This window comes from Microbacterium sp. UBA7513 (assembly GCF_002478345.1).
Lineage (GTDB): Bacteria > Actinomycetota > Actinomycetes > Actinomycetales > Microbacteriaceae > Microbacterium.
In genome coordinates, this window is sequence record NZ_DLNJ01000025.1 from 61,221 (window position 1) to 87,900 (window position 26,680).

The window sequence follows — 26,680 nt, forward strand, 5'->3', positions numbered from 1 at the left end:
CGACGGCACCCGAGCAAGGAGAAAGAGCATGGCCCTCACCGCACACTCCACCATCGGCGACTGGATGAACGACCCCACCGGCGGCCCGCTCATCCGGGGCCTCTTCGAGCAGACGGGCGCCGACCCCGAGCTCCTCACCCCCGTGCTCGGACTCCCCCTGCAGCAGCTCGTCGCCATGAGCCAGGGCCAGCTCCCGCAGTCGGTCGTCGACGACCTCGTGCGCGCCGCGAACAACGGCGAGATCCCCGAAGACGACGCCTCCGCGGGCTGGACCGAGAAGGTCACGGGGGGCCGCTTCGCCGGTAAGACCGTCATCGTCACGGGCGCCGCCTCCGGCATCGGCAAGGCCACCGCCTCGCGCATCGCCCGCGAAGGCGGACGCGTGATCGCCAGCGACATCGCGGCCGAGAAGCTCGATGCCCTCAAGGCCGAGCTGCCGGACGCCGACATCGTCACGGTCGCGGGCGACCTGACGAAGCAGGACGCGATCGACGCCGTCGTCGCCGCGGCGGGCGACCGCATCGACGGGCTCGCGAACGTCGCCGGCATCAACGACGACTTCTCACCCGCGGGCGAGACTCCCGATGCGGTGTGGGACCGCGTCATCGCGATCAACCTCACCGCGCCGTTCAAGCTCATGCGCGCGGTCATCCCCGTCATGGAGAAGGCCGGTCGCGGCGCGATCCTCAACGTGTCGAGCGAGGCGGGCCTGCGCGGCAACGCCTCGGGCAACGCCTACACGGCCAGCAAGCACGGCATCATCGGCGTCACCAAGTCGGCCGCGTTCATGTACGGGCCGAAGGGTATCCGCGTGAACTCCGTCGCCCCGGGCGGCGTCGCCACCGGCATCCCGATGCCCCCGCACATGTCCGAGTACGGCTCCGGCCGCCTCGCCCCGTTCCAGCAGGCCATCCCGACCGTCGCGACCGCTGAGCACCTGGCCGCATCGATCACGTTCCTGCTGTCGGACGACGCCGTGAACATCAACGGCGCCATCCTCGCCTCCGACGGCGGCTGGTCCGTGCAGTAACGCGACTCCATGGAACCGACGCCCCCGCCGACCCGAACGGCGGGGGCGTTCTCGGTCTGGGGTCAGCGCTTCTGCGTGAGGACCGTGGTGGCGAGGGCGGTGGCGATGACGCCGAGCGCACCGACGCCGAGGAGCACGAGACCCGCAGGCCAGACCTCGCGCCGGAAGACGTCGTAGCTGTCGCTGTACTCGACGATGTGCTCGGCCGTACCGACTCCCGTGAGGCTGATGCCGACGATCAGGGCGACGACGGACACACCCCACGCGACGATCCATCCGAAGCGGTTCGCAGCCAGCCGGCGCCGCTCCGCGCGCTCGGCCTCCTCCGCCTCGGGCGCGATCCCCGACCGCGCGTCGTCACCGGTGTCGTGGGTCACCTCGGATGTGGTCTCCATGGCCGCACCATATCGGACGGGATCGGTTCCCGCGGGATGCCGGTCACACGACTCCGCCACGGCGCCCACGGAGTGGGCTGCGGTCGCCCAGGGCGCTCGTGGCGCCGTCACCTCCACCGACCAGCACGGGCACGCCTCGGAGCGGGTGCTCGCGCCCCATGGCCCCGTTCCGGGAGCTGATCCCCCGCGGCGGCGCAAGCCCCTGCCCGGACACCCTCCCTCGCCGTACCCTCGCCGCATGTTGAAGATCGTGTCGATCGTGATCCGCGTGAACGACCTCGCCGCCCAGACCGCGTTCTGGAAGGCCGCCCTCGACTACGTCGAGCGAGACCCTGCGGAGGACGACTGGGTCGTCCTCACACCCCGCGACGCCGAAGCACCGTGCATCGCGCTGGACGCGCACCACTCGGAGCGTGTGCTGCCGCCGCGCATCCACCTCGACATCTACGCCGACGACCAGTCCGCCGAGGTGGAACGCCTCGCTGAGCTCGGTGCGCGCGAGGTGCACTGGGACGGCCGCCCCGACGACGCGGACTTCATCATCATGGAAGACCCCGAGGGCAACCGCTTCTGCATCGTGGACCGACCTGACTGGCGCGGGTGGAGTGCCGGGTGAGTCCGGGGCGCTCGCGTGGGATCCCGGGGGTGCGGATGCGGGTGCGGAGTGCGGAACGCTCCGGGGTGGGCGGTGGGAGGGACGTTTCTGCGCCCGCACCGGGGCAGAGTGGCGCGCACGCCGTTGGCGAGTTCGAGAACGCTCCGGGGTGGGCGAGACCAGGCACGTTTCTGCGCCCGCACCGGGGTCCGGGGCGCGACCCAGGCACGGAAGCGCAGAAACGTGCCGGAGCCGCGCCAGCGTGAGGAGCGGTTCTGCACCGGCACCCGGCGCCAGGGCGAGGCATGCGGCGCGCGGTCGCTGGAAGCGCAGGATCAGGGAGTATCCGGCGCGGTGGTGCGCTCCGCGGCGAGGGCGCGGCGATGCGCCGTCAGTGCCGCCCGGACCGCCGAGTAGATGATCAACCACAGGAGCAGCAGCGCGAGGAGCGGGACGACCACGTAGACGAGCAGGAAGTAGACGGAGGCACCGGCGAACATCGCTCCAGCGTAGGGGCGCTCGTACTCGCCGGGAAGGCCCTGACACGGTTCGGACCGCCGCCTCCCGAACAGAATGCGAGAACGCCCCGGAACCGGCGACGGGGGGTGCGGTTATGCACTATCACTCGAGGGGCAGGGGCAGCTCCGGCGGTGTGGAGTGCGAAAAGGGACCGGGAACCGCGGAAAGAGGGACGAATCTGCACCCGCACCGGTGCCATGCGACGGCAGGCGGGGTGGGGCGACGGGGCTAGGAACGGGGGAGGCGGGAGCGGGCGGCGCGGACGAGGGCGGCGTTGCTCGGAGCGGCGGCGCCGTCCGGCAGGAGGAGCGTGTCCTCCAGGCCGATGCGCGTGTCGAGTCCGCGCTCTGCGGCCAGATCGAGGGCGGGCCAGGCCGACAGGTCCTCCCCGTGCAGGAGGATCGGCAGGTCGGCCTCTTCGCGCGCCACGTGGGCGATCAGCCCCTCGGCGTGCGGGCGAACGATGTCGGCGGCCTCCGCCGGAAGCTCCACGAGCACGCGCAGGCACGCGCCGCGGACTGGGGAGACCCGCCACGCCTCGAGCCCCGCCGCGTCCCAGATGCCCGCTTCCACGCCGATCCCCCGTCGATGCAGCGCCGCGGCAACCCCGTCCGCTCCGGCCTCGTGCCAGTTCACGGAGGCGTAGTCGGGGAGTTCCGTCCAGCCCTCGATGGCCTCGATCCGGCGAGCCACATCGGGCTCGGCCCATGCTCCGGTCGTCACGCCCACGGGCACGCCCGGCGCCGCGGCCCGGACGGCACCCAGCCAGCGCTGCACGTCTTCGGGGGCGAGGGAATCGCGGCCGCCGCCATCCTTCGGGTGCACATGGATCTCGGTCGCGCCGGCGTCGACGGCCGCCGCGGCATCCTGGGCCACCACCGTCTCGTCGGCGCTCAGCCATGGATGCTCCGCGACGTCCCTGGCACCGTTCACGCAGGCCTGCAGGATCATCCGCGACTCACCACATGAGGTCGCGCGGGTGCGCCTCGTTCGGGGCCACGTCGTCGGACGGCCCCTCTTCCGTGCGCACGAAATGCTGCACCTGACGCGCCGTCGCCGCGCCACGGCCGACCTTCACCGCCTCCTCCATCGACTCGAAGCTGCTGCCCAGCGTGTGCGACTCGCCCTGGATCCGGTTGAACCAGATGCCGTTGCGCGAGAAGGTCTCGATGTCTCCTGCGGCCATGCCCTGCCTTTCGTCTCCTCCTTTCTACGGGAGGCACCCGACGACCAAGACCCCCTTGACATGCCGTGTCCCGCCACGCGGCGGCGCCGATCCACCCCCTTGCGTGCAGCCCGGCCCGTTGCGGACGAGCGCAGAGGGCCGGGTCGACCGCAAGGAGCCGGGTCGGCTGCAGGAGGCGCGCCGTTCGTTGACCCACCCCCTTCGGTGCAGCCCGGCCCGTTGCGGACGAGCGCAGAGGGCCGGGTCGACCGCAAGGGGGTGGGTCGAGCTTCCGACGGGATCAGGCGACGTCGAGGACCCAGGTCACGCCGAAGCGGTCGGTGAGCATGCCGAAACCGGCGGACCACGCGGAGGCGGCGAGAGGCTCGATCACGGTCGCACCCTCGGCGAGGACGTCCCAGACGGGGTGCAGCTCATCCAGGGAGTCCGCCCGCAGCGACTGGAAGAAGGAGCGGTCCGTGATCGTCATCCCGTTCTCGCGACGGGTGGTGCCGGCAGTCGCGGCGGCGTCGTCCGCGCCCGGGATGTCGTACGCCATCAGCCGCACGGGTCCGTCGAGCTGCCCGAAAACGAGCGTGTCGAACCCGGGGACCCCGTCCGGCATCCCGAACTGCCCGTAGGTCGCCGCGGTCACCTCGCCGCCGAAGACCGAGCGGTAGAAGTCGAGTGCCTGTCGAGCCGTGCCGTGGAAGTTGAGGTGGGTGGTGGTCGTGAGAGTCATGGTGTCCTCCGTGTCCCGGTCCGCCGATCGGACCGTGTGACCCCACCCTCACAGCAGTAGAGGTCGGCTTTTGTCCTCTTTCCGTCGCAGAATGGAGCCATGACCGGAAGCTCGTCGCGCATGCTCGCGCTGCTGTCGCTGCTGCAGGCGACGCGCGACTGGCCGGGCGGGGAACTCGCCGACCGTCTCGGCGTCACACCGCGCACGGTGCGCCGCGACGTCGATCGCCTGCGCGCGCTCGGCTACCGCATCGGATCGAGCAAGGGCCCGTACGGCGGCTACCGCCTCGAAGCGGGGTCGGATATGCCGCCGCTCCTGTTCGACGACGCGCAGGCCGTGGCGATCGCCGTGGCCCTGCAGAGTGCGAGCGCGACCGGGGTCGAGGTCACCGAGGCCGCCCAGCGCGCTCTCGCGACCGTCCGTCAGGTCATGCCCTCACGCCTGCGCCACCGCATCGACGGGATCCGCTTCACCGGAGCGCCCGCCGAGGTCCGCGCCGACCCGGCCGTGCTGGAGGCGGCGAGCGCGGCGGTACGCGACCGGAAGGTGCTCCGCTTCGACTACGGCTCCGAGCGGGACCGCCCGCCACGGCGCACCGAGCCCCATGCCGTCGTGGCGCGCGAGGGCCGCTGGTACCTGCTGGCCTGGGACCTCGACGCGGCCGACTGGCGCACGTATCGCCTCGATCGACTGCGACCACGGACACCGACCGGCCCCTCCTTCACGCCGCGACCTCTGCCCGCCGCGGATGCGCAGACCTTCCTCGCCGCCCGCGCCAAGGGCTCGACGACCGAGGACCGCTGGCCGTGCACGGGCGTGGTGGACATCGCCCTGCCCGCGCGGGACGTGGCGCCGTGGGCCGGAGACGGCGCCGTGGTGCCGCTGTCGGACGACTCGTGCCGCATCACGGTCGGCTCCTGGTCGTGGACGGGTGTGCTCGCCGCGGTGGCCCGGTTCGACGCACCGTTCACGGTCGTCGGGCCCGAGGCGCTGCGCGAAGCGGCGGGGATGCTGGCGCAGCGGTTCGCGGCAGCGCACTCCTCCTCCTGACGCCGCCCTGCGGGGGAGTTATCCAGAGTCTTCGGGGAGCTCCGTCCGTGCGGCCCCGCAATGTCGCCGAGCGATGGTTCACTGGACCCACTAATCCGAAAACTAGTAGTTCTACTACTTTGGATCTACCCTGAGGAGATGGGCACCGTGTCGAAGACCGAACTGAACCAGCAGACCGCGCGAGTGCTGGCGCGTGTCACCGCCGGCGAGCACCTGACGGTGACAGACCGCGGGCGCCCGATCGCCGAGCTGTCGCCGCCCGCCGAGACAGCCTGGACGCGCATGATCGCCAACGGGCGGGTGACGCTGCCCCGCGCCAGCGGTCCGCTCCGCCACGCCCCCGTGCCGGACCCGCCGTCCGTGACAGAGATCCTCGGCGACCTTCGGGCCGACCGGTCGTGATCTACCTCGACACCTCAGCGGCCGCGAAGGCACTCATCGAGGAAGAGGGGTCGGAAGCGGTCGTCCGCGCCTTCGCGAACGGCAGCGAGTTCGTCTCCTCGCGCCTGCTCGCCGTCGAGCTGCACGCGATCGCCGACCCCCGTTCCCTCGACCGCGAAGCCGTCGTCGACCTCCTCGACCGCGTCGCGCTCGTCTCCCTCGACGACGAGACGCTGACCGGGGCCATCCGGGCAGGCTCAGGGCTCCGCACTCTGGACGCTCTCCACCTCGCCGCCGCGCTCGAACTCGGCGACGTGGTCACTGCGCTCCTCACCTTCGACCGCGAGCTGGCCGCTGCCGCACGCGCGCAGGGCCTGACCATCGCCGAGCTGCCATGACGCCGCCGCCTCCCCGCCCCGACAACGTCCGACGGCACGCACGAGAGAACGGCCCCGACCGCGCCGGTAGACTGAAGACGCCCCGCCGGCCCCTTCCTTTGGAGTGCGCGTGACCACCGCCCCTGCACCTTCCCCCCAGCACGTCCCCGACTCCGTCGAGAACGCGATCGCGACGCCCGAGAAGGAGCAGCCGTACGGCGCCCTCGGGCTCAAGGACGACGAGTACGCGCGCATCAAGGAGATCCTCGGCCGCCGCCCCACCTCGGGCGAGCTGGCGATGTACTCGGTGATGTGGTCGGAGCACTGCTCCTACAAGTCGAGCAAGAACTACCTGCGCCGGTTCGGCCAGAAGGTCTCCGACGAGATGAAGGAACGCCTCATGGTGGGCATGGGCCAGAACGCGGGCGTCGTCGACGTCGGCGAGGGCTGGGCCGTCACCTTCAAGGCCGAGTCGCACAATCACCCGTCGTTCATCGAGCCCTTCCAGGGTGCGGCGACCGGTGTCGGCGGCATCGTCCGCGACATCATCTCGATGGGCGCCCGCCCGGTCGCCGTCATGGACGCGCTGCGCTTCGGCGCCATCGACCACCCGGACACCGCCCGCGTCGTGCACGGCGTGACCAGCGGCATCAGCTTCTACGGCAACTGCCTCGGCCTTCCGAACATCGGCGGCGAGACGGTCTTCGACAGCGTCTATCAGGCGAACCCGCTGGTCAACGCGCTCGCGGTGGGCGTGCTGCGGCACGAAGACCTCAAGCTCGCCAACGCGACCGGCGTCGGCAACAAGGTCGTGCTGTTCGGCGCCCGCACGGGTGGCGACGGCATCGGCGGTGCGAGCATCCTGGCCTCCGACACGTTCGCCGACGGCGGCCCGACCAAGCGCCCGGCGGTGCAGGTGGGCGACCCGTTCGCCGAGAAGGTGCTCATCGAGTGCTGCCTGGAGCTGTACCGCGGCGAGCTCGTCGAGGCGATCCAGGACCTCGGCGCCGCCGGCATCTCCTGCGCGACCAGCGAGCTCGCGGCCAACGGCAACAGCGGCATGCACGTCTCGCTCGACAACGTGCTGCTGCGCGACCCCACGCTCACGGCCGAGGAGATCCTCATGTCGGAGTCGCAGGAGCGCATGATGGCGATCGTCGCCCCCGAGAAGCTCGACGCCTTCCTGGCCGTCGTGAACAAGTGGGAGGTCGAGACCTCCGTGCTCGGCGAGGTCACCGGCGACGGACGACTCATCATCGACTGGCAGGGCGAGCGCATCGTCGACGTCGACCCGTCGACCGTCGCGGTCGACGGTCCCGTCTACGACCGCCCGGTCGCCTACCCGACCTGGATCGACGCCCTGCAGGCCGACGCCGCGGAGAACCTGCCGCGCGCGAACGACGCGGAGACGCTGCGCGAGCAGTTCCTCGCCCTCGTCGCCTCCCCGAACCTCGCCGACACGAGCTGGATCACCAACCAGTACGACTACTACGTGCTCGGCAACACGGCGCTGAGCTTCCCCGACGACGCCGGCATGATCCGCGTCGACGAGGAGTCCGGCCTGGGCTTCTCCATCGCGACCGACGCCAACGGCCGCTACTGCCAGCTCGATCCGTACGCCGGCGCACAGCTCGCGCTCGCCGAGGCCTACCGCAACGTCGCCGTCACGGGTGCCGTGCCGACCGCGATCACCGACTGCCTGAACTTCGGCTCTCCCGAGAACCCCGAGGTCATGTGGCAGTTCGGCCAGACCGTCGACGGCCTCGCTGACGGCTGCTACGAGCTGGGCACCCCCGTCACCGGCGGCAACGTCTCGTTCTACAACCAGACCGGCGACGTGCCGATCCACCCGACCCCGCTCGTCGGCGTGCTCGGCATCATCGACGACGTCTCCCGCCGCATCCCGTCCGGCTGGCAGGACGAGGGGCAGAACATCTACCTGCTCGGCACCACGTCGACCGAGCTCTCCGGCTCGGCATGGGCCGAGGTCGTGCACCAGCACCTCGGCGGCCGCCCGCCGAAGGTCGACCTCGCGGGCGAGAAGCGCCTCGCCGGACTGCTCGCCGCGGCCCGTGACGAGTGGCTCATCTCCTCCGCACACGATCTCTCCGAAGGTGGTCTCGCGCAGGCCCTCGCCGAGGGCGTCATGCGCTTCGGCGTCGGCGCCCGCGTCTGGCTCAACGAGATCATCGAGCGCGATGGCGTGGACGCCGCGACCGCTCTGTTCTCCGAGTCGACCGGCCGCGTGATCGTGACCGTGCCGCGCGAGGACGACGTGAAGTTCCGGGGCCTCTGCGAGGGACGCGGCTACCCCGTCGCCCGCATCGGCGTCACGGACAGCGAGCCGCAGCTCGAGGTGCAGGACGTCTTCACCGTCTCGGCCGCCGAGCTCCGCGAGCGCTCCCGGGCCACGCTGCCGTCGTACTTCGGTCCGACCGTCACCGAGCCGGTGGCCTGATGAGCAACGACGGCCTCAGCGAGGACTACGGCGACCTCGGCGAGAAGCGCAACCGGCGCATCCGCATCATCGCGTGGACCGTCATCGTGGCGCTGATCCTCGGCGGCGGCGGCGCGACCGTGCTCACTCTGCTCCTCGGCTGATCCGGGCCGCGTCGCAGATTCGCGCCCGGGTCGCGGGGATTCCCTGAATCCGTGCGACCTCGTGCGAATCCGCGACCTCAGTGAGCGAAGAGGTAGCGGGTCAGGGCCACGACGGAGCCCGGATCGTGGGCCTCGCGGCCGAGGGACTCCACGATGATGGCCCCGAGGATGGCGCGACCGAGCTGATCGACCGGGGCGTCCTCCGGCAGCTGACCGTCGCGGATGCCGCCGCGGAGACGCTCCGACAGGTACTTCTCCACCCCCAGGCTCTCGCCGAGGTGCGCGCCGACCGAGGCATCCTCCGTGGCCGCGGCCACGAGAGACCGCAGCAGCACACCGCCCTGGGGCTTCTCGAGGATCGACAGGACGCTCCGCAGCCAGGTCTCCACGTCGGCGGAGAGGTCTCCGGTGTCCGGCACGACGAAGTCCACGGGGATGAGGCGTCCCTCGGCCAGGCACTCCCCGATGAGGGCGCCGCGCGACGGCCACCAGCGGTAGATGGTCTGCTTGCCGACCTTGGCCTCCTTGGCGATGCCCTCGATCGTGAGCCGGTCGTATCCCTGATTGTGGAAGAGCCGGGCCGTCGCGTCGAGGATCGCCTCGCGGGCCGCCGTGCTGCGCACCGGGCCGCTGCGATGCTCGTTCACCATGCGTTCAGGATAGCCACAGATCCCTAGACGAGACGTGCCGTATGCTCTTTTCGTCTGAAGGAGATCACGTGGCTTCATTGCTGTTCCGTCTGGGTTCTTTCGCTGCGCGCAAGGCGTGGACGGTGATCGTCTCCTGGGTGCTGATCCTCGGGCTCGGCGTCGGCGCCTTCCTCACCTTCGGCGGCACGCTGAGCAACAGCTTCGACATCCCTGGCACCGCCTCCGGCGAGGTCACCGATCAGCTTGCCGACAAGCTGCCGGACACCGCCGGCGGCACCGGGACGGTGGTCTATCGGACGGACGACGGCGAGCCCTTCACCGACGAGCAGAAGCAGGCGATCTCCGACCTCGCCGCGAGCGCGGAAGACCTCGACGGCGTCGCCTCCGTCGTCGACCCGTTCGACGCCCAGCGGCAGCAGGACGAGCAGGCGAAGAAGCTGACCGACGGCCAGGCCCAGCTCCAGAACGGGCAGGCCCAGCTCGACGCCGGCCAGGCGCAGCTCGACGACGGTCGGACACAGCTCGAGGCCGGGATCACCCAGCTCGAAGGCGCGCGGGCTCAGGCCGAGGCCGCCGGCGCGCCGCCGGAGCAGACCGCCGCGCTCGACGCGCAGCTCGCGGAGCTGAACGCCCAGCTCGCGCAGCTCGAGGCCCAGCAGGCCACCATCGACGCGAACCGCGACGAGCTCGCCGACAACGCGGAGCAGCTCGAGCTCGGTACATCCCTCCTCGACCTCGCGGACGGCATCGGCGTCGTCTCGGAGGACGGCTCCACGGCCATCGTCAACGTCTCCTTCGTCGACCCGCGCCTGGAGCTCGCCGAGGAGACCAAGCAGAGCACCATCGCCCACTTCCAGGACGAGGAGATCGACGGCGTCACGGTCGACTTCGGCACCGACATCGCCCAGGGCGTGCCGGAGATCTTCGGTGTCGGCGAGGCCATCGGTCTCGCGTTCGCCGCGGTCGTGCTCATCGTCATGCTCGGTTCGCTGATCGGTGCGGCCCTGCCCATCGTCACCGCCGTGGTCGGCGTCGGCGTGGGCGTCACGGCGTCCCTCGCGTTCTCCGGCGTCGTCGACATGGCCTCGGTCACTCCCGTCCTCGGCGTGATGCTGGGGCTCGCGGTCGGCATCGACTACTCCCTCTTCATCGTGAACCGGCACCGCAAGCAGCTGCTGGCGGGGTCGCCCGTGCGCGAGTCCATCGGTCTCGCCACCGGCACCTCCGGGACCGCGGTGGTGTTCGCGGGGACCACGGTCATCGTCGCGCTCCTCGCGCTCAACGTGACGGGCGTGCCGTTCCTCGGCCTCATGGGCACGGTGGGCGCGGTCTGCGTCGCGGTCGCCGTGCTCGTGGCCGTGACCCTCGCCCCGGCGATCCTCGGCCTCGTCGGCACCCGTCTGATCGGCCGCACGGCGCGGGCGACCATCGGCCAGGAGCACGCGGCCGGGAAGCCCGTGCGCCGGATGTCGACGCTGCGCGCAGTCGTCACCGCCCTCGTCAGCGTCGTCGCGCTGCTCGTGATCGCGATCCCCGCGATGTCGATGCGCCTCGGCCTCCCGGACGGGTCGAGCGAACCCGCCGACTCCACCAGCTACCGCGCGTTCCAGACCGTCGACGAGCAGTTCGGCGAGGGCGCGAACGGGCCGCTCCTGGTGACCGCGACCCTCGACGACGCCGTGAGCGACGACGACCTGCTGGCCACGCAGGTGACCGTGGCGGAGAAGATCGCCGAGCAGGACGACGTGGTCGCGGTGGCCCCCGTCGCGACGTCGGACGACAACACGCTCCTCGCCTTCCAGGTGCTGCCCGCCGAAGGCCCGAACAGCACCTCCACCGAGAAGCTGGTGCAGGATCTGCGGGGTCTCCCCGAGATCGACGGCGGCATCACCCTCGGCGTCGCCGGTCAGGCCGCCACCAACATCGACATCTCCGAGGCTCTGGCGAGCGTGCTCCCGCTGTACCTCGTGGTCGTCGTGGGCCTGTCGCTGCTCATCATGATCGTCGTGTTCCGCTCGCTGCTCGTGCCGCTCATCGCCACGGGAGGGTTCGTGCTGTCACTCTTCGCGACGTACGGGCTCATCGTCGCGGTGTTCCAGTGGGGGTGGGGCGCCGACCTCATCGGGTTGCACAGCACCGGTCCGATCCTGAGCTTCCTGCCGGTGATCCTCGTCGGCATCCTGTTCGGGCTCGCGATGGACTACCAGCTCTTCCTCGCCTCGGGGATGCGGGAGGCCTATGTGCACGGCGCCTCCGCGCGCGATGCCGTGGCACAGGGCTTCCGGGCCGGGCGCTCGGTGGTCATCGCGGCCGCGCTCATCATGGTGTCGGTGTTCGGCGGGTTCGTGTTCTCGGAGTCGACCATCATCCGCTCCATCGGGTTCGGTCTCGCGTTCGGCGTGCTGCTCGACGCGTTCGTGGTACGGATGCTGCTGATGCCCGCGCTCATGCACCTGCTCGGACGCTCGGCCTGGTGGCTGCCGACCTGGCTCGACCGCATCATCCCGAACGTCGACATGGAGGGCGCGGCGCTGGAGCGGGACCACCCCAGCGTGCACACCGACTCCGTGCCCACCGTGGAGGCTCCGCGCACCCGCGGCTGAGTCTGGTTCGCGCGGGACAGGCATTCGCGCGGGTTCAGGCACCTGACACCAGGGTCGCCTGATCCCGCGCGGATGCCTGATCCTGCGCGAGCGGTCGCGGGGGCAGGCTGTCTGGCGAGGACAGGCAGGCGCGGGAGTTCAGGCACCTGCTGCCGATGTCGCCTGAATCCGCGGGGATGCCTGATCGGGGGGCGACGCCAGTGTCGCAGGGCGGGCCTAGAGTGGGCGGATGGATCTGCGAGCGCTGTTGGAAGAGCGCCGCGCCGAGGCCGAAGCCCGCGTCACGGCGACGGCGGCCACGCTCGCGGAGCTCATGCACGACCGCGAGGGCTCGAACGACGACGACGAGCACGACCCGGAAGGGGTGACGCTCTCGTCGGAGTGGTCCCGGCTGTCGGGGCTCGCCGAGGCGGCACAGGCGGAGCTCCGCCAGGTGGACGAGGCGCTGGTGCGGATGGACGCCGGGACCTACGGCATCTGCGCGAACTGCGGGCGACCTATCCCCCCGGAACGCCTGGAGGTGCGCCCGTTCGCGGAGTACTGCGTGGCCTGCGCCGAAAAGCGGGGTCGCTGACGCCGGAGTAGCATCGCGGACATGGCCATCGCCCTCGAGAACATCGGGATCGCCGTGCGCGACCTCGACGCCACCATCGCCTTCTTCACCGACCTGGGGCTCTCCGTGGTCGGACGGGACGAGGTCAGCGGCGAGTGGGCGTCCACCGCGGTCGGTCTCGACGGGAACCACGCGCGGATCGCCGTGCTGCAGACCCCGGACGGGCACGGGCAGATCGAGCTGTTCGAGTACATCCACCCCGAGGCGATCGAGACGGAGCCGACGCGGCCGAACGAGATCGGCATGCACCGGATCGCCTTCTCCGTCGACGACATCGACGCCTCCCTCGCCATCGCCGCCCGGCACGGATTCCATCCCCTGCGCGGCGTCGCGAACTACCGGGACATCTACCGGCTGACCTACCTCCGCGGCCCCAGCGGAATCATCCTCATGCTCGCGCAGGACCTCACGACGGCCTGATTCCGACCCCGGCACGGCTTCGGAGACCCGGAGGCGACACGCCGCCGCCCAGGGCCCGTCGACGGCGCGCCGGGCCCGATCTCCGAAGCTGTGCCCGGATCAGCGGGAGGCGAGGCCCTCAGCGACCTTCTCGAGCACGGCGATCGAAGCGCGCATCTCGGACCCGGGAACCGGAGGCTCGCCGGTCTCCAGCATCCGGGCGAAGGCGCGGACGCCGGGTCGTACATACCCGGGGCCGATCGGGATCTCCCGGCTCGCGATGCCCCGGCGGCCGACGACGGTCGCCCGGAACGGCACCTGCCGGTCGTCCTCCGGCCGGACGAACTCCAACGTCACCGGCACGCCGCCGACCCGGTAGCGGGCGACGACGCCGGCCGGCAGGAACTGCACCTCGACGTCCTCCGCGGTGCCGGGCCGCAGCACCTGGGCGAGATCGGCGAGGTGGATGCCGTAGAAGAAGATGCCGCTGTACGGGCCGTCCGGATCGGCCGGCCCCGTGACGGTGACCGCCTGGACTTCGCCGATGCGGTCCGCCTCCGCCACGAGTTCCGCGGTGTCGGCGAGCCAGCGGAGCGTGGACGAGGAGGTGACGGGCGCCCGCCCACGCTCCGCGGCGGCGAGGATCGCGTCGGCATCGGCAACGGTCGCCGCGAGCGGCTTGTCGACCCAGACCGGCACCCCGGCTTCCAGGAAGGGAACGGCGAGGGCGCGGTGATCGGCACCGTCGCGGGCGGTCACGATGAGCGCGTCCACCGTGCCGAGGAGCGCGGCCGCCTCGTCGACGACGCGGTCGATGCCGCCGAGTGCCGCCAGCTCCCGCGTGCGCTCCGGCTCCCCTGCCACGAGGGCGGTGATCCGCACCGGCACGTCCGTGGCCTCGGCGTTCAGGAAGCGGACGATCTCCGTGGCATGGCTGTTCTCGATCCCGACGATGCCGACGCTCTTCATGCGGCCGTCCTCCCTCTCGTGCGGGCCCCCGGCGACCCGCGGTCGCGCAGTAGGCTGAACCCATCATGGACGAGTTCATCCGGGGCTTCTGGAACTTCGCGGGTGACTACTGGTGGCTCGTCTTCCCGATCATGGGCATGGCCGGCGGGGTCGCCAAGGCCTGGGAGCGCGGCTCCAAGCGTCGGCACGAGCGCCGGCTGGAGGCCCTGCGTATGAAGGCGCAGGTCAAGACCGCCGAGATCGAGGCGCGCGCGGCCGCCCGGCAGGCGAAGCACGGGGGTCCTACCGTCGTCGACACCACGGCCTCCGCGGCGCCCGACGACCTGCTCGCCCGCCTCTTCGCCGAGCACGACGAGATCACCGCACGGTGGCTGGACTACGAGCTCGACGTCGCCAAGCTCATCGCCTTCCCTGCGATGAGCGACGGCCGCCAGCCGCTCACGGCCGCCTTCCTCCGCGCGAAGAAGACCGCGGACGCGCTGCGTCCGGCCTCCGCCGACGCGAAGCTCACGGAGCAGCAGATCGCAGAGTACCTGCAGGCCGTCGGCGACTACGCGGTCGCGTTCGAGATCGCGGAGAAGGACGCCCGGCGGCTGCGCGACTCGACGTTCACCGAGGCCGAGCGCAAGCGCCTCGACCGTGCGCAGCAGCTCCTCAAGGTCGCCGTGGACGAGTCGGCGACACAGTCCGAGCGGAACGTCGCGTACAAGCGGGTGCGCGAGGAACTCGACGGCCTCATCCTGCTCTCCGACGAGGCCGTGACCGTGCTGGAGAAGCAGGTGGCGAAGGAGCTCCCGTCCGCCCCTGCCGCCTCGGCGGATCATGCCGACCCCGTTCCGGAGCCGCTGCCCGTGACCGACCCGCGGCGGACGGCGGAGGGCGCATGACTCCCGAGAACGTGACCGGCCCGGTCGCCGTCCACGCCGAGGCCCCGGTCTGGTGGCCCGGGTGGGGTGGCCTGCGCTGGGTCGACGGCGACGCGGGCGACCTGCTCACCCTCCGCGGCGACGAGATCGTCCGCCAGCACGTCGACGACGAGTACCTCGCGTTCTTCCGTCCGCGGATGTCCGGGGGCTTCGTGGCGGTGGGCGCGCGCACTCTGTACCTTGCCGACGGCTCCGACGCGGAGGCCCGTCCCGTCGCGACCCTGCTCGATGACGGCCCGGTGCGCATGAACGACGGCTGCTGCGACCCTCGAGGGCGGCTCCTGGCCGGATCGATGTCCACGGACTCCACCGAAGGCGCCGGGACCGTGTTGCGCATCGACGCCGCCCTCGACGTGACCACGGTGCTCCCCCGGGTGACCTCGTCCAACGGCGTCAGCTACTCCCCGGACGGCCGCCGCGTCTACTACGTGGACACCGACACCGGCCGGATCGACGTGTTCGACGTGACCGAGGGCGACCTCCGCGGGCGCCGGGTGTTCGCGCACATCCCCGAAGACGACGGCGTGCCCGACGGCCTCACGGTCGCCGCAGACGGCAGTGTCTGGGTCGCCCTGTGGGGCGGGAGCCGCGTGCGGGGGTTCGAGCCGTCCGGGGCCGTGCGCGAGGACATCGTGCTGCCGGTGCCCCAGGTCAGTGCCTGTACGTTCGGTGGCGACGACCTCGGCACGCTCTTCATCACGACCTCCGCGCAGGGACTGCCGTCCGATCACGGCACCGCCGCGGGCTCGGTCTTCGCGGTGCGTCCCGGGGTGCACGGCCTCCCGGTCCTCCCCTTCGCCGGCTGACCCGCCCGCGGGTTCAGGCGCTCGCGCGGCATCAGGCACCTTTCCCCTCCCCTCGCCTGAGCCCGCGCGAATGCCTGAGTTCACGGGGAAGCCTGAGCCGCCGGGCGCTCGCGGCACCAGGCGCTCGCGCGAAAGCAGGCACCTTTCCCCTCCCCTCGCCTGAGCCCGCGCGGATGCCTGAGTTCGCGGACGACAGCGGTGGGAGAGGCCTCTACCCGGGACACGGTTGCACTCAGCGAAAGGAACCGTGCCCCGGGCACAGGCCTCACCCGAGACGGACCCGCTCCGTGCGCTGGTGCTGGCGGCCGAGCCGCTCGATCTCGATGGTCATCTCGTCGCCGTCCTGCAGGTACGGGAAGCGTCCGGACAGCGCGACACCCTGCGGGGTGCCGGTGTTGATGACGTCGCCGGGTTCGAGCACGAGGTAGTGACTGAGCTCGTGCACCAGCTGCAGCACGGGGAAGATCATGTCGGCGGTGGAGGAGTCCTGCCGCGGCTCGCCGTTCACGAAGGACCGGAGGCGCAGCGCCTGAGGGTCGACCTCGTCCGCGGGGACCAGTGCCGGGCCGAGGGGGTTGAACGTCTCGGAGCACTTCCCCTTCGACCACTGCCCGCCGGAGACCTCGAGCTGATACGCCCGCTCGGACACATCGTTCGAGATGGTGTAGCCGGCGATCACATCGCGCGCGGCCTCGACGGAGGGCAGGTACCGCGCGGTGCGGCCGATGACGACCGCGAGTTCGACCTCCCAGTCGACCTTCTCAGCTCCCGGCGGCAGGAGCACGACATCGTCCGGACCCACGACCGTGTTCGGGTGCTTGAAGAACACCACCGGGTGTGCGGGCGGCTCGGCGCCGGACTCCGCCGCGTGCGCCGCGTAGTTCTGGCCGATGCACATCACCGCGGTCGGCCGCGCCACAGGGGCACCGACGCGCAGCCCCGTGGTCTCCCCCTGCGGCAGGGAGCCGTCGGCGAGTGCCGCGCGCACGCGGGCGATGCCGTCCGCGGCGAGGAATGCGCCGTCGATGTCGCGGGTCAGGGAGCTGAGATCACGCACCACGCCCTGGTCATCGCGGACGTAGGGACGCTCCTGGCCGATCGCGCCGAGTCGCAGCAGTTCCATGGGAGTCCTCTCAGCGCGCGGCGGCGAAGGCCGGGTTGACGATGGGCACGGCCTCGCCGGCGAGCGAGCGGATCACGTTCTCGGCGGCGTGCACGGGAAGATCCGCCAGAGCCTCCGGGGAGTACCAGGCGGCGTGCGGCGTGAGCAGCACGGTGTCGAGCGCGCGCAGCGGGGAGCTGCCGGGGAGGGGCTCCTCCGCGAAGACGTCGAGAGCGGCACCGGCGAGCCGGTCGTCGCGGAGCGCCGCAGCCAGGGCGTCCTCGTCGATGAGCGGTCCCCGGCAGGTGTTCACGATCACGGCATCCCGCTTCATCGTCGCCAGGGCCGCCGCGTTGATCAGGTGGCGGGTCTCGTCCGTCAGCGGCACGTGCAGCGTGAGGACGTCGGCGCGGGCGATCGCCGACGGGATATCGACGGGCTCGCAGCCCGCGTCGCGCACGGCGTCGTCGGAGGCATACGGGTCGGCGACGAGCACGCGGAAGCCGAGCGCCCGGCACCCGCGGGCGACGATCGATCCGATGCGCCCGAACCCGAGCACGGACACCGTGGTGGAGGACGGCCGCACGGCGAGCGGCCGGGCGTCGACGGCCTTCCAGACGCCCTCCCGCACGGCCCGGTCGTAGGCGGAGAGGCCGCGGGCCTGGGTCATGATCATCGCGACCGTGTGTGCGGCGACCTCTTCGATGCAGTAGCTCGGCGTGTTCGCGACGGCGATGCCGCGGGCCGTGGCGGCCTCGACGTCGATCATGTCGTAGCCGATGCCGACGCGGCTGATGAAGCGGAGGTTCGGCAGGCGGTCCATGAGGGGGCCGTCGATGCGCGCCCACTGCACGACCAGCGCCTCGGCGTCGGCTCCGGCGGCGGCGATGTCGTCCGCACTCCCGGAGGCGGCCCGTTCGGCACGGAGGCCGGCGGCGCGGAGGGTGTCTTCGATGACGGTTCCCGGAAGGTCGCAGTCGGTGACGAGGATGAGCGGCGCGGTCATGGATGCGATGCTATAGCATCTAGCAAGCTCGCGTACAGCGCTGTCGCGAGACCGCTTCTTGCTATAGCGTTTAGGCATGACTGTTCGCCGCGCACTCGTCACGGGCGCCAGTTCCGGCATCGGAACCGCCGCCGCCCTCGAACTCGCCCGCGAGGGCGTCGCCCTCTGGATCACCTACGCCGGACGCGAGGCCGAAGCCGTCCGCGCGGCGGAGGAGTGCCGCGCGGCGGGCTCCCCGGACGTCCACGTGTCGCGCCTCGACCTCCGCGATCCCGACTCCATCGCGGCGCTCATCACCGAGATCACGGCGGCGTGGGACGACCTGCACGTCCTCGTCAACAACGGCGGCGTCTGCCCCTACACCCCGTACCCCGAGATCGACATCGAGGAGTGGGACTTCGTCCTGGAGACCAACGCCCGCGGCACCTTCCTGCTCACCCGCGCGGCGCTCCCCCTGCTCCGCGCCGCGGGCGGCGACCGCTCGGTCATCAACATCGCCTCGATCGCCGGGCAGGTCGGCGCACTGCAGACGGGCATCCACTACGCGGCCAGCAAGGGGGCGATCCTCGCGATCACCCGCAGCTTCGCCCGGCACCTCGCCGCCGAGGGCATCCGCGTCAACGCCGTCACGCCCGGCCCGGTCGCCAGCGCGATCACGGATCAGCTCCAGGGCGAGGGCCGCGCGAAGCTCGAGTCGGGCATCCCGCTCGGTGCGTTCGGGCAGCCGGAGGACGTCGCCTGGATCATCGCGTCGCTCGCCTCGGAGCGGGCCCGCTTCATCACCGGAGCCACCTACGACGTCAACGGAGGAGTTCGCATTGACTGACCGCACCGCCCAGGACCGTTCTGCCCTCGACACCGTGCAGGCGCAGCTCGACGCCTTCAACGCCCACGACCTCGACGCCTTCGTCGCGACCTATGCCGAGGATGCCGTGGTCACCGGGGTCGCGCCGGAGCCCCTCGTCGGGTCGGCCGCGATCCGCGCCTTCTACGAACCGCGGCTGCAGAACCCCGAGCTCTCCTGCGTGATCGACACGAGCGTCCTGTTCGGCTCCCGCTGGCTCGTCGCACAGGAGCGGGTCATCAACGCCGGCGTCGCCACGGAGACGATCGCGACCTTCGACGTGGTCGACGGCGTGATCTCGCGGGCGTCGATGCTCAAGGCCTGACCCGCTTCGAATCGCCCGATTGGCTGTGTTTCCGGCCGAAATGGGACCAGTCAAGCGATTCGAAAGGGGTCAATGGTGCTCCGGGAGGACCGGGGACGACCAACCGGGGTCGCGGCCGAGGTGGGTGGCACGGGAGACCGAGGCGGAGCCGTAGCGGTCGCGGAGCGTGTCGAGCACGGTGTCGAGGCGGGACTCGTCGCCCCAGTCGATCGGCAGCTCGGGCGGGACGCTGTCCGCCGCGTCGAGCTGGGTGAACGAGAGGCCGAGCAGGGTGATGCCGCGACCGCTGATCTCGGGCTGTGCCGCGGCGAGGAGCGTGCGGGCGACGGCGAGCAGCAGCGCGGTGCGATCGGTCGGCGCCCGCAGCGACCGGGAACGGGTGGCCTTCGTGAAGTCGCCGAAGCGCAGCCGCAGCACCACCGTGCGGCACACGCGGTCACCGTCGCGGAGACGCCGCGCGAGCCGGTCGACGATCTGGGTGAGGATCACGTCGAGCTCCTCCGGCGACCGCGGACGGACGCCGAGCGCTCTCTGCGACCCGATCGATCCCCGCCGCCTGGTCGTGTCCACGGGGCGGGGGTCCCGCAGGCGGGCGAGAGCATGGACGTGCGCTCCGGTCGCCTTTCCGAGCATGCGCTCCGCGGTCGCGGCCTCGAGCTCCGCGAGCTGTCCGACCGTGCGGATGCCGTAACGGTGCAGCTTCTCCGCCGTCACCGCGCCGACTCCCCACAGCCGCTCGACGGGAAGCGGCAGCAGGAACTCCTCCTCCCGGTCGGGCTCGACGACGAGGAGTCCGTCGGGCTTGCTCACCGCACTCGCCACCTTGGCGAGGAACTTCGTGCGGGCGACGCCGACCGAGATCGCGAGGCCCGCCTCGGCGCGCACGCGCTCCCGCAGCCCGACGGCGATGGCCTCGGGAGTGCCGGCGATGCGTCGCAGCCCGCCGACCTCGAGGAACGCCTCGTCGATGGAGAGCCCTTCCACCAGCGGGGTGGTGTCGCGGAAGATGCGGAAGACATCCCTGCTGGCCGCGGAGTAGGCCTCCATCCGCGGCGGCACGACGACGGCGTCGGGGCACAGTTCCCGCGCCTGCCGGCCGCCCATCGCGGTGCGGACGCCCCGCGCCTTCGCCTCGTAGCTCGCGGCCAGCACGACCCCGCCGCCGACGATCACCGGACGCCCGCGGAGCTCCGGCGCATCACGCTGCTCGACCGAGGCGTAGAACGCATCGAGATCGGCGTGCAGAACCGTCGCTTCCCCGCGCATCCCGTTCTCCCGTCGACGAGCGGATCGTCGCACGGACCGGGGACATCGGCGTGGCAGGCGCTCAGGAAGCGGGCGGCGCCGCAAACCGCTCCCGCAGCGCGGGGTCGAGGGTGATGTCCCCGAACGACGCCGTCCAGGCGCCGTCGACCGCGATGGACTGGCCCGAGAGGTAGGGGGCCTCGTCGGAGAGCAGGAACGCCGTCACCGCGGCGACCTCCTCCGCCCGGGCGATGCGTCCCATGGGCGGGCCCTCCGCGAGCAGGCGCTCCTCCGCCGCAGGATCGGCCGCCCGCGCGATCTGCGCCTCCAGATGCGGAGTGCGCACGCCGCCCGGTGCGACGGTGTTGGCCCGTATGCCCACTCCGCCATATGTCACGGCGACGCTGCGGCTGAGGGCATCGATGCCGCCCTTCGTGAACTCGTACGCGGCGTGATCGACGAAGCTCGAGCGACCGTGGATCGACCCGATGTTGACGATCGCCCCGGCCACGCCCTGATCGAGGAACGCGGACACGGCGGTCGAGCAGCCCCAGAGGTAGCCGAAGCCGTTGATGTCGACGATCTCGCGCACGACGGTCTCGTCGAGCTCGTGCAGCGGCGTGCGCTTCGTGATGCCGGCGTTGTTGACCCAGCCGGCCAGCGGAGCCCGGGCACGCGCCGCGGCCGCCGCGCGTTGATGGGCCGTGCGGTCCGAGGCGTCGCCGAGCACGACCTCGGCGACGATGCCCTCCTCCACGGTCCCGGAGCCGGGCGAGCGTTCGAGCCCGACCACGATCCAGCCGTCGGCGGTGAGCCGCGCGGCCACCGCGCGGCCGATGCCCTTGCCGCTGCCGGTGACGACGACGCTGCGCGGGGAAGGTGTCATGTCAGTCCCTCTCGAATCGGAAGACGGCGGGATCGAGGCCGAAGCCGAGCCCCGGAGCCGTGGGGGGCGTGACGGTGCCGGCGAACTGCGGCCCGCCGGTGACGAACGAGGGTGCGGGGTCGTAGGGATTCACCCCGCGGGCGAAGGTCTCCACCTGGATGCCGAGGTGGACCGTGACCTCGGGGTACACGTGTCCGGACACCGGGACGCCACGCTCCGCCGCCCAGGCGATGAGCTCGCGCGCGGGGGTGATGCCGCCGATCGCCACGACGTCGAGGCGCAGCGCGTCGACCTCGCCGACCTCGACGAGAGCCCGGAGCACCGCGGGGTCGGTCACCTCGTCGCCCACCGCCACCGGCAGCCCGGTCTCCCGGCGGATCCGGGCCACGCCCGCCGCGTCCTCCGGGAGCAGCGGATCCTCCAGCCAGGCCAGGCGCGGGTCGCCCCACTGCGCGACCTCCGCGACGGCGGCCTCCGCGTCGGGCCAGCCGAAGCCGACATCCACCACGAGTCCGGTCGACGACGGCAGCTCCGCGGTGAGGATCGCGAGCAGTTCGCGCATGTATGCCGGATCGAGAATGCGCGAGATCTTCACCTGCGCCCAGCCCTCCGCCTGTGCGAGCACCTCGTCCGCGACCTCCCGCGGAGTGCGCTGCGGAGACGGATACGCGGCGACGAGCATCCCCTCCCGCGGGGCGTCCCCCGTGCCGAGCAAGGCCCACAGCGGCACGCCGGCTCGACGGGCCGCGACGTCCCACAGGGCGATGTCGACGAGACCGATCGCCCGCCGCACGAGTCCCACCCGTCCGACGATCGCACTGCCGCGGAGCATCCGGTCCCACGCGGCCGCCGGGTCGTCGGCGTCGAGTCCCACGGCGTGCGGAGCCACCAGGCGTTCGACGATCTCCGCCATCGGCGCTTCGCGCGACAGGCAGTAGGCGACCCCGGTGGCGCCGTCGTCCGCCGTCACCCGAACCGCGGAATACTCCCGCCGCGTGACCGTCATCGCGCCGAGCTGCAGCGGCGCGGGAAGGGGGAGGACCGCCGTGGCCGTGTCGATCCGGGCGACGGCGGTCATTCGGGCTTCTTCGCGAGGGGCACGCCGTAGTCCACCATGAACCCGCCGTCGACGTACAGGGTCTGCCCGTTCATGTAGCGCGACTGGTCCGACACGAGGAAGCTCACGGCCGCGGCGATCTCACTCGCGTCGGCGAGGCGCTTCGCGGGGATGCGGGACAGGATCGTGTCGAGGCTCAGCGTGCCCTGCTCGACGCCTTGCCGGAACACCCCGGTGTCGACGTAGCCCGGGGCCACCGCGTTGACTCGGACACCGCGCGACGCCCACTCCGCTCCCGCCGTGGAGGTGAGTCCGATGACGGCGGCCTTGGTCGTGGCATACGGCGCCCGCCCCGCGGAGCCGCGCGAGGAGATGGAGGAGATGTTGACGATGCGGCCCTCGCCCCGGTCGAGCATGCGCTTCCCGGCGGCCTGGAGCGCGGAGAACACCCCGTGCAGGTTCACGTCCACGACCGCGGACCACTCGTCCCACGTGAGGTCTTCGATCCCGCGGTGCCGCTGGATGCCGGCGTTGTTCACGAGCACCTCGATGGGCCCGAGCTCCGCCTCGATCTCGCCGAAGACCCGGTCCACGGCGGCATGGTCGGTGACGTCGAGCTCCCGCCACAGGATCCCGGCGGGGTTCTCGCCCGCAGTGAGCCCGGGGACGCGGTCGGTCGCGACGACGAGGTAGCCGTCCGCGGAGAGTCGCTGTCCGATCTCCCAGCCGATGCCGGCCGAGCCTCCGGTGACGATGGCGACGGGGCGCGTGGTCATGTCTCTCCTCTACCTCGGGGATTTGCTATAGCAACTCTAGCCCGTTCGAATCGCGCAACTGGTTCGATTTCGGCCGGGAATGGAGCAAAGTGGGCGATTCGAACGGGGCTACCCGAGCAACCCGGCCACGACCGACACGGCGTGGGACTCCAGGAGCTCCAGGGCGCCGGGAGCCAAGGGCGTCTGCCAGGACTGATAGGCACCGCGGTCGTAGGCTTCGCGCGTCGGGAGATACACGAAGCCCGGGCCGTTCGTGAGGTTCATCACCACGATCGGCGTCTGGGGGAACCGCTCCCGCAGCGTCGTCTGCAGCCGCGAGTACGCCTCGCCCGGATGCCCCACGATCACGGCGTCTCCGAGCCGCCAGGCCCACACCGGATGCGACACGGTCGGACCGTCGATGTAGCCGTCACGGAGATTCCGCGCCCGTCCGAGGCGCTCCTCCCGCGACCGGGGGTCGATGTCCTTCCACTCCTCCGCGAGCTCGTCCAGGGTGGGCAGGTCGCGCAGCGGCAGCTCGACCGCCGAGACGAGTCCCGCCGCCCCGTCGCCGCCGTCCGCCGGGGTCCCGGTCCAGATCGCGAGCGGAGCCCCCGACTCCACGACCCCGTCCAGCGTCAGCTCCTCGCCGGGTACCGGGAGCCCGTCCAGCGCCGCGAGCACCGCGTGCCCGAGTGAGCGTCCGTGCCGGTCGGCCACCGCGACGTCGCCGGTGTACTGCTCCCGAGGGGCCAGCTCGCCCGAGGCCCCCTGCACGAAGAGGCACGGTGCGCCGGTCGCGGCCTCCACGATCTCGCGCATGGCGCCGACGTAGTCCGGAGACACCTCGCGGTGCTGCCAGGCCAGGGTGGTCGGGTGGCAGGCGTAGTTCACCAGCGTCGCCCGCACCTCCCCGTCGATGCTGATCCGGCCGATGGTCACCGTGTCGTCGGCGGTGCCCTGGGGGTTGTAGCCGACGAGCGCGCGGCCGTCGAGGTCGAGCTCGCGCTCCGCCGCGAGGGTGCAGGTGCCCGTGGTCCACTCGATCAGTCCCGGTCGCGCAGCCTCCAGCGCCTCCCGCCCGGCGGCGATGCCCGCGGCAGCAAGAGCCTCCAGGTACCCGGGGATGAGTTCGCCGCCCGGCAGATGCGCATCCGCGGCGCAGAGCACGGCCCCGGCGTGGGTGTGCGAGAGGGAGAGCATGAGCTGATCGGGCTCGAGGCCCAGACCGTCGAGGATCGCCCCGCGCACGCCCTGCTCATCGGCGACTCGGCGCCACCACGTGCCGTCCACGGCGAGCAGCACCCGGGGCCGCTCGTCCGCGGCCACCACCGCGAGCGCGGTCAGCGCGAACGGCCGATGCGCCCCCTCGGACCGCTCCCAGTCGGCCGGGCCCCAGTTCTTGGCGCGGATGCCGACGGGCGGGGTGATGTCGCGCCGGGCGACGCCGATGCGCGCCCGCGTGCGGGGGATGCGGATGCGGTCTCCGAGGTGCGTCGCCGCTGCGGTGTCGTTCACGCGTGGTCCTCCCTGATGTCCATGATGCCGTCCGTCACGCGCTCGCCAGCACGTCCGCGATGACGACGCGCGGTCCGGCTTCCGGCAGTGCGGTCTCGACGCCGCGCTCGACGGTGTCGCTGTACAGCAGCGTCGACGGCTCGGCGAACCCGTCCGCCAGCCGCAGTCCTCCGCCGACGAACTGGCTGCCGGTGACGCGGGCGTGGTTGATGCCGGTCCCGATATCGAGGTGCGCCGCGCCCTTCGGCACGGTCGAGGTCACCCCGCTCACCCGCCAGGTGACGACCCCGGCACCGGCAGCCCTGCTCAGCAGCGCGCCGTCCGTCCGCTCCGTGGAGAGGTCGACCCCGTCCAGGGCGACGAGCTGATCGCGCACCGCGGTCGCGGTCAGGCGCACGTCGCGCACGGAACCGCCGCGGATGGTGACCGTGGCAGCGCCGAGCTCGAAGGGCGCACCCGCCGCCGGGCCGCTGAGGCGGCAGTCCACGAACTCGACCGGCCCGGACCCACGGGCCTTGACCCCGTCGATCCCGGTGATCGTGCAGTCCACGAAGCGCACGGGAGCCGTGACCGGAGTCTGCACGAGCACCTGGTCCTTCGGCAGCGCGAAGGTGGAGTCCGCGATCACGGTCGGCCGCGACGAGCGCTGCGACCGCTGTCCGATCGCCAGAAGTCCCGCAGTGCAGCCGCGCACCTGGGCGCCGTCGGCGTTGATGGTCATGGTCGCCTGCGGGTCGAAGGTCGAGCGGCCGATGACCCGCACGTTCTCCAGCGTCAGATCGCTGATCTTGGTGCCGGCGACGAACCAGGAGCAGACGTGGTCGCGCACCGTGATGCGCTTGGCGGCGGTGCCCCACTGCGCCCCGGAGTTGGCGATGTCCATGAGCCCGGAGTTGCCGATGAAGGTGAGGTCGTGCTCGTACTGGCCGTGCGTGGTGAAGGGGTTGCCGCCCTGGTCGTCGCCGTCGCCGTGGCAGTTCTCGACGAGGCAGTAGGCGCTGGCAGTGAGGTCGTTCAGGTGCCGGGCGTTCGACGAGGTGCAGTCGCTCACGCGCCCGTAGAGGCTGTAGATCTGCTGCGTGAGGTAGCCCGCGCCGCCGTAGAACACGGTCGGCGGGTTCTCGACCGAGCAGCGTTCCGTCGTGAAGTGCGTGTTCCAGCGCCGCATGATGACGGGCCACCAGGTGCGGCTCGCGTGCACGTCGGCCACGTCGCAGTGGATCGCGTACTCGAAGGCGATGGGGTGGGAGCCGGTGAGCTCCCGAGAGTCGGGGAAGGAACCGTCGGTGGGACCGTCGAAGGGCCCGGCGCCGAGGAACCGCATGTTCGCGATGCGCACGCCCGCGACCGGTTCCATCTGCCGCCAGAGAAGCTTCCGTCCCTTGTCGAGCGGCCAGCCGTTGAGGTAGTCGATGCGGATGTGGGTGCCGTCGATCTGCTGCGTCACCTGCACGAAGCGCTGCAGCTCGCGCTCATCCGCCCCTCCTCCGGCGACGGGGTCGCACTGCACCGCCCACCAGGAGTCGACGGGGAACCGGGACGCATCCGGCACCGGCACCGCGTCGGTCAGCTCCGGCCAGGGTTCGGCCAGCGCGTGCTCGACCGTGACGTCTTTCGGCACTCCGGTGAAGAACATCACGGCGCCGAACGGGTTGTCGTGCGTGTTCTTCTCGATGCCGTCGGTCGTGATGAGGTGTCCGCCGAAGTCGATCTCGACGTACGACCGGGTGAAGCGGTGTCGGCGCCGGAACAGGAGATCGGTGCTCGCCTCGATCCGGCGGATGCGGGGATCGTTCACCATCGCGGCGAGCGCATCGTCGGCCGGCTTCTCCGGTCCCGTGATGCCGAAGACACGGAAGTCGACCGTCCCGTCGTGCTGCAGGACCCAGCGGGTGTCGTGCTTCCCCGCGATCACGGTGCCGCCATTGGGCGCGGTCTTCGCGTTCTCGCTGCCCACGTACACGAGCAGCCCGGCGTCGCCGGGCTTCCGGTACCCGGCGACGACCGCCAGCTCGCCGTCACGGGCCCGCAGGCGGCCGAGGTCGGCGACGGACTCCGCCCGCGTGACGTCCTTGGCGCCGGCGGCGACCGGGGCGGCCTGCGCCGGTGCCGTGCTCGCGA

Annotated in this window: 29 protein-coding genes; 14 read left to right on the forward strand and 15 right to left on the reverse strand. The window is 71.6% G+C overall.

Annotated features, from left to right (window positions below):
• Positions 1–28: 28 nt before the first annotated feature.
• The gene (locus B2W79_RS14465) at positions 29–1,030 is read left to right on the forward strand and encodes an SDR family NAD(P)-dependent oxidoreductase (protein ID WP_292790520.1); all 1,002 of its coding nucleotides are present in this window, start codon (positions 29–31) and stop codon (positions 1,028–1,030) included.
• 62 nt (positions 1,031–1,092) lie between these two features.
• Here B2W79_RS14465 and B2W79_RS14470 read toward each other — a convergent pair whose 3' ends face one another.
• The gene (locus B2W79_RS14470) at positions 1,093–1,425 is read right to left on the reverse strand and encodes a hypothetical protein (RefSeq protein ID WP_292790523.1); all 333 of its coding nucleotides are present in this window, start codon (positions 1,423–1,425) and stop codon (positions 1,093–1,095) included.
• Positions 1,426–1,663: 238 nt separating this feature from the next.
• Between B2W79_RS14470 and B2W79_RS14475 the strand changes: the two genes are divergently transcribed.
• Positions 1,664–2,041 carry a VOC family protein gene (locus B2W79_RS14475; RefSeq protein ID WP_292790526.1) on the forward strand — a complete coding sequence of 126 codons (378 nt, stop codon included), beginning with the start codon at positions 1,664–1,666 and terminating at the stop codon, positions 2,039–2,041.
• A 314-nt stretch (positions 2,042–2,355) separates the two neighbouring features.
• On the opposite strand, the gene B2W79_RS14480 is transcribed toward B2W79_RS14475, so the two are convergent.
• From B2W79_RS14480 to B2W79_RS14495, 4 genes are all read right to left on the reverse strand, one after another.
• A complete protein-coding gene (locus B2W79_RS14480) occupies positions 2,356–2,520 on the reverse strand; it encodes a hypothetical protein (RefSeq protein ID WP_158698493.1) in 165 nt (54 codons plus the stop codon).
• 247 nt (positions 2,521–2,767) lie between these two features.
• On the reverse strand, positions 2,768–3,490 hold the full coding sequence (locus tag B2W79_RS14485; RefSeq protein ID WP_292790532.1) for a 3-keto-5-aminohexanoate cleavage protein: 723 nt from the start codon (positions 3,488–3,490) through the stop codon (positions 2,768–2,770).
• A gap of 7 nt (positions 3,491–3,497) precedes the next feature.
• On the reverse strand, positions 3,498–3,725 hold the full coding sequence (locus B2W79_RS14490; RefSeq protein WP_025104100.1) for a hypothetical protein: 228 nt from the start codon (positions 3,723–3,725) through the stop codon (positions 3,498–3,500).
• Positions 3,726–4,005: 280 nt separating this feature from the next.
• The gene (locus B2W79_RS14495) at positions 4,006–4,446 is read right to left on the reverse strand and encodes a VOC family protein (RefSeq protein ID WP_292790537.1); all 441 of its coding nucleotides are present in this window, start codon (positions 4,444–4,446) and stop codon (positions 4,006–4,008) included.
• 99 nt (positions 4,447–4,545) lie between these two features.
• On the opposite strand from B2W79_RS14495, the gene B2W79_RS14500 reads away from it, so the two are divergent.
• The 5 genes from B2W79_RS14500 (at position 4,546) to B2W79_RS14520 (ending at position 8,855) form a co-directional block, all read left to right on the forward strand.
• A complete protein-coding gene (locus B2W79_RS14500) occupies positions 4,546–5,496 on the forward strand; it encodes a helix-turn-helix transcriptional regulator (RefSeq protein WP_292790539.1) in 951 nt (316 codons plus the stop codon).
• A gap of 138 nt (positions 5,497–5,634) precedes the next feature.
• Positions 5,635–5,898, forward strand: a complete 264-nt coding sequence (locus B2W79_RS14505) for a type II toxin-antitoxin system Phd/YefM family antitoxin (RefSeq protein ID WP_292790541.1) — start codon at positions 5,635–5,637, stop codon at positions 5,896–5,898.
• Entirely contained in the window at positions 5,895–6,275 is a 381-nt protein-coding gene (locus tag B2W79_RS14510) for a PIN domain-containing protein (RefSeq protein ID WP_292790544.1), read from the forward strand. The genes B2W79_RS14505 and B2W79_RS14510 overlap by 4 nt, the downstream gene beginning before the upstream one ends.
• Before the next feature lie 109 nt (positions 6,276–6,384).
• Entirely contained in the window at positions 6,385–8,712 is a 2,328-nt protein-coding gene (gene purL, locus B2W79_RS14515) for a phosphoribosylformylglycinamidine synthase subunit PurL (RefSeq protein ID WP_292790547.1), read from the forward strand.
• The gene (locus tag B2W79_RS14520; protein WP_168428964.1) at positions 8,712–8,855 is read left to right on the forward strand and encodes a hypothetical protein; all 144 of its coding nucleotides are present in this window, start codon (positions 8,712–8,714) and stop codon (positions 8,853–8,855) included. The genes purL and B2W79_RS14520 overlap by 1 nt, the downstream gene beginning before the upstream one ends.
• Positions 8,856–8,932: 77 nt before the next feature.
• On the opposite strand, the gene B2W79_RS14525 is transcribed toward B2W79_RS14520, so the two are convergent.
• A complete protein-coding gene (locus B2W79_RS14525; RefSeq protein ID WP_292790555.1) occupies positions 8,933–9,505 on the reverse strand; it encodes a TetR/AcrR family transcriptional regulator in 573 nt (190 codons plus the stop codon).
• Between the two features lie 68 nt (positions 9,506–9,573).
• Between B2W79_RS14525 and B2W79_RS14530 the strand changes: the two genes are divergently transcribed.
• The 3 genes from B2W79_RS14530 to B2W79_RS14540 all read left to right on the forward strand — a co-directional run bounded on the left by B2W79_RS14530 (position 9,574) and on the right by B2W79_RS14540 (position 13,141).
• On the forward strand, positions 9,574–12,108 hold the full coding sequence (locus tag B2W79_RS14530; protein WP_292790558.1) for an MMPL family transporter: 2,535 nt from the start codon (positions 9,574–9,576) through the stop codon (positions 12,106–12,108).
• Positions 12,109–12,337: 229 nt separating this feature from the next.
• Positions 12,338–12,682 carry a TraR/DksA family transcriptional regulator gene (locus B2W79_RS14535; protein ID WP_292790561.1) on the forward strand — a complete coding sequence of 115 codons (345 nt, stop codon included), beginning with the start codon at positions 12,338–12,340 and terminating at the stop codon, positions 12,680–12,682.
• A gap of 21 nt (positions 12,683–12,703) precedes the next feature.
• Entirely contained in the window at positions 12,704–13,141 is a 438-nt protein-coding gene (locus B2W79_RS14540; protein ID WP_292790564.1) for a VOC family protein, read from the forward strand.
• Positions 13,142–13,240: 99 nt separating this feature from the next.
• Here the strand turns inward: B2W79_RS14540 and B2W79_RS14545 are convergent, their stop codons facing one another.
• Positions 13,241–14,089, reverse strand: a complete 849-nt coding sequence (locus B2W79_RS14545; protein WP_292790567.1) for a Gfo/Idh/MocA family oxidoreductase — start codon at positions 14,087–14,089, stop codon at positions 13,241–13,243.
• Positions 14,090–14,154: 65 nt separating this feature from the next.
• Between B2W79_RS14545 and B2W79_RS14550 the strand changes: the two genes are divergently transcribed.
• Positions 14,155–14,976: a hypothetical protein gene (locus B2W79_RS14550; RefSeq protein ID WP_292790570.1), complete on the forward strand. Its 822-nt coding sequence runs from the start codon at positions 14,155–14,157 to the stop codon at positions 14,974–14,976.
• Positions 14,973–15,821 carry an SMP-30/gluconolactonase/LRE family protein gene (locus tag B2W79_RS14555; protein WP_292790572.1) on the forward strand — a complete coding sequence of 283 codons (849 nt, stop codon included), beginning with the start codon at positions 14,973–14,975 and terminating at the stop codon, positions 15,819–15,821. Before B2W79_RS14550 ends, B2W79_RS14555 begins: the two co-directional genes overlap by 4 nt.
• Before the next feature lie 265 nt (positions 15,822–16,086).
• Here B2W79_RS14555 and B2W79_RS14560 read toward each other — a convergent pair whose 3' ends face one another.
• Together B2W79_RS14560 and B2W79_RS14565 are read right to left on the reverse strand one after the other, a co-directional pair.
• Entirely contained in the window at positions 16,087–16,944 is an 858-nt protein-coding gene (locus B2W79_RS14560; RefSeq protein WP_292790575.1) for a fumarylacetoacetate hydrolase family protein, read from the reverse strand.
• Positions 16,945–16,954: 10 nt separating this feature from the next.
• Positions 16,955–17,929, reverse strand: a complete 975-nt coding sequence (locus tag B2W79_RS14565; protein WP_292790578.1) for a C-terminal binding protein — start codon at positions 17,927–17,929, stop codon at positions 16,955–16,957.
• A gap of 76 nt (positions 17,930–18,005) precedes the next feature.
• Between B2W79_RS14565 and B2W79_RS14570 the strand changes: the two genes are divergently transcribed.
• On the forward strand, positions 18,006–18,755 hold the full coding sequence (locus B2W79_RS14570) for an SDR family NAD(P)-dependent oxidoreductase (protein ID WP_071327908.1): 750 nt from the start codon (positions 18,006–18,008) through the stop codon (positions 18,753–18,755).
• Positions 18,748–19,098, forward strand: a complete 351-nt coding sequence (locus tag B2W79_RS14575) for a nuclear transport factor 2 family protein (protein ID WP_071327909.1) — start codon at positions 18,748–18,750, stop codon at positions 19,096–19,098. The genes B2W79_RS14570 and B2W79_RS14575 overlap by 8 nt, the downstream gene beginning before the upstream one ends.
• A 69-nt stretch (positions 19,099–19,167) precedes the next feature.
• On the opposite strand, the gene dinB is transcribed toward B2W79_RS14575, so the two are convergent.
• The 6 genes from dinB to B2W79_RS14605 form a co-directional block, all read right to left on the reverse strand.
• Positions 19,168–20,364 (reverse strand): DNA polymerase IV, encoded by a 1,197-nt coding sequence (dinB, locus tag B2W79_RS14580; protein WP_292790584.1) that lies wholly within the window; start codon positions 20,362–20,364, stop codon positions 19,168–19,170.
• Positions 20,365–20,425: 61 nt separating this feature from the next.
• On the reverse strand, positions 20,426–21,229 hold the full coding sequence (locus B2W79_RS14585) for an SDR family NAD(P)-dependent oxidoreductase (protein WP_292790587.1): 804 nt from the start codon (positions 21,227–21,229) through the stop codon (positions 20,426–20,428).
• Position 21,230: 1 nt separating this feature from the next.
• On the reverse strand, positions 21,231–22,307 hold the full coding sequence (locus B2W79_RS14590) for an enolase C-terminal domain-like protein (RefSeq protein WP_292790590.1): 1,077 nt from the start codon (positions 22,305–22,307) through the stop codon (positions 21,231–21,233).
• Positions 22,304–23,062, reverse strand: coding sequence for an SDR family NAD(P)-dependent oxidoreductase (locus B2W79_RS14595; protein WP_292790593.1), 759 nt, complete (start codon positions 23,060–23,062; stop codon positions 22,304–22,306). The genes B2W79_RS14590 and B2W79_RS14595 overlap by 4 nt, the downstream gene beginning before the upstream one ends.
• A 108-nt stretch (positions 23,063–23,170) precedes the next feature.
• Positions 23,171–24,559, reverse strand: a complete 1,389-nt coding sequence (locus B2W79_RS14600) for a hypothetical protein (RefSeq protein WP_292790596.1) — start codon at positions 24,557–24,559, stop codon at positions 23,171–23,173.
• A gap of 34 nt (positions 24,560–24,593) precedes the next feature.
• Positions 24,594–26,680, reverse strand: a 2,087-nt coding sequence (locus B2W79_RS14605; protein WP_292790599.1) for a peptidase C14, incomplete at its 5' end; no start/stop codon positions are given.